Here is a 2,302-nt window from a genome sequence, read left to right as displayed (position 1 = left end):
CCTCGACAGCACCAACGCACGGGCGGTGGCCGACCTGATCCTCGACACCAATCGCACGCTGGGCACCGCCTTTCTGATTGCATCGCACGACGATCGTCTGTGCGCGCACCTGCCGCGTCGCATCGAGATGCGCGACGGCGTACCGGGAGAGAATCGTGAACTGGTCGACGTTTGCGTGGCGTAACCTCTGGCGCAACAAGCGCCGCACCGTGCTGACGATGGCGATGATCGGCGTCGCCGCGTTCGCGTCGAGCCTCGCGCTCGGCTACGTGATCGCGACCTTCGACGCGGTGCGCGAAGGGTCGATCGACAGCGGCGTCGGCCACGTGCAGGTGCTGCATCACGGCTATCTCGACCTGATCGGCGAGCGGCCGCTGCAGTACGGGCTGACCGCCGACGAACAGACCACCGCCACGCACGCGATCGCGGCACTGCCCGGCGTCGCAACCACCGCGCGCGGGATCGACTTCGACGGGCTGATCTCGAACGGCGATCTCAGCTACGGCTTCGTCGGCGAAGGCATCGAGCCGAACCGCGAGCCGCCCGGCTTCTTCGACTATCACACGGTGCTGTCGGGCCGCTACCTGTCACCGACGAACGCCGGCACCGAAGTCGTCGTCGGCGCCGAGCTCGCGCGCAAGCTCGGCGTGCACGTCGGCTCGGTCGTGCAGCTGATGGCGTCGACCGCGCATGGCGGCATCAACGCGACCGACGCGCAGATCGTCGGCGTGATGAGCACCGGCAACAAGGACGTCGACGAGCGGATCGTCAACGTGACGTTCACCGCCGCGCAGGCGCTGCTGCGCACCGACCGTGCGTCGCGCATCGCGGTGTTCCTGACGGACACCGCACATACGCCGGCCGCCGCCGCGACGCTGCACGCCGCGCTGCCGACGCTCGACGTGAAGACCTGGGACCAGCTCGTATCGCTCTATCACCAGGTCGTCGCGCTGTACAAGAACCAGTTCTCGGTGTTCGGCGCGATTCTCTGCCTGACCATCCTGCTGTCGATGAGCAACTGGATCCTGATGAGCATCGTCGAACGCCGCCGCGAGATCTCGACGCTGCGTGCGCTCGGCGTGCCGGCCGCGACGGTGCGCGGCGTGCTGATCCAGGAGACCGCGTTCCTCGGCCTGCTCGGTGCCGCCGCCGGCATCGCGGTGGCGCTGCTGACGATGGTCGCGCTCAATCACGCGCAGATCCACCTGCCCCCGCCGCCGGGCCGCGTGAAGTCGATCCTGCTCGAATTCACGGTTTCGCCGGCCGCCGTGGCCGCCGTCGAAGGCGCGTTCGTCGTGCTCGGGGTGGCCGCCGCGCTGCTCGCGACGCTCGGGCTCGCCAAACGCAACATCCTCGAAGGACTCGCCCCATGATTCGCATTCGCCACCTGGCCGCCGCGCTCGTCGCGTGCGCGCCGCTCGTTCATGCCGCCGACGCGCCGACGGCCCAGACCATGCTCGCCCGTGCCGACGCGTACCGCAGCACGGCGGCCGATACGCAGACGAACATCCAGATCACGAACGAAGTCGGCGGACAGTCCGGCGACGCAACGCGCTATCTCGTCTACACGCGCGGCAACGGCGACACGCTCGCGCTGACGCGCAGCGGCGAGAACGACGGGCAGAAGTATCTCGCGACGACGCGCGGCCACTGGTTCTACGTGCCGAACACGCGCAGCGCGGTCCGCATCAACGGGATGCAGCGGCTGCAGGGCGAGGTCGTGATCAGCGACATCACGCGCACGCACTGGGCCGACAGCTATCACGCGTCGGCCGCGGCGGGCGCGACGACGATCGCCGGCAAGCCGGCCACCGAGCTCGACCTGACCGCGACCGATCCCGACAACGTCTACCCAACGATCAAGCTGTGGGTCACGCCCGACACCGACGTGCCGGTGCGCGCGCAGTTCTTCCTGGCGAGCGGCCTGCTGTTCCGCAGCGCCGACTTCTCCGCGCCGGTCGATGCGAACGGGCGCAAGGTGATTCGCAAGATCACGTATCGCAACGAGATCGAAAAGCAGCGCGCGAGCGTCGTCGACATCCTCGACGGCCAGCCGCGCAAGATTCCGTCGGGCTGGTTCAACCCCGACACGCTTGCCGATGGCCAGTGACCACGACGCTCATGTCGACGCCCATCGTGACCGCCTCCTTCCATCATCCGGCCGACTCTGGCCCGCCGCCGCGCTCGCCGTCCCGCTTGCGCTCGGCTGCACGCTCGCGCACGGAGAATCGCTGATGGAACAGTTGAGCACGCTGAACGGCATCGCTTACGCACGCACGGTCGACAGCATGGACGGGCACGA

The 2,302-nt window shown here is 68.5% G+C and carries 2 protein-coding genes and 2 pseudogenes; all 4 read left to right on the top strand.

Features of this window, described 5'->3' with window-relative positions; translation table 11 throughout:
* A pseudogene (locus G3N99_RS37925) lies at positions 1-184 on the top strand (ABC transporter ATP-binding protein); the annotation flags it as partial.
* The gene (locus G3N99_RS37920; protein ID WP_206124933.1) at positions 156-1,373 is read left to right on the top strand and encodes an ABC transporter permease; all 1,218 of its coding nucleotides are present in this window, start codon (positions 156-158) and stop codon (positions 1,371-1,373) included. The pseudogene G3N99_RS37925 and the gene G3N99_RS37920, both read left to right, overlap by 29 nt.
* On the top strand, positions 1,370-2,110 hold the full coding sequence (locus tag G3N99_RS37915; RefSeq protein WP_174933435.1) for an outer membrane lipoprotein-sorting protein: 741 nt from the start codon (positions 1,370-1,372) through the stop codon (positions 2,108-2,110). Before G3N99_RS37920 ends, G3N99_RS37915 begins: the two co-directional genes overlap by 4 nt.
* A pseudogene (locus G3N99_RS37910) lies at positions 2,100-2,302 on the top strand (hypothetical protein); the annotation flags it as partial. The gene G3N99_RS37915 and the pseudogene G3N99_RS37910, both read left to right, overlap by 11 nt.

Origin of the sequence: Burkholderia sp. Ac-20392, assembly GCF_017104585.1 — a bacterium.
Lineage (GTDB): Bacteria > Pseudomonadota > Gammaproteobacteria > Burkholderiales > Burkholderiaceae > Burkholderia > Burkholderia lata.
Note: the sequence above shows the minus strand (reverse complement) of the source record. Positions and strands in the feature narration are given on the sequence as shown.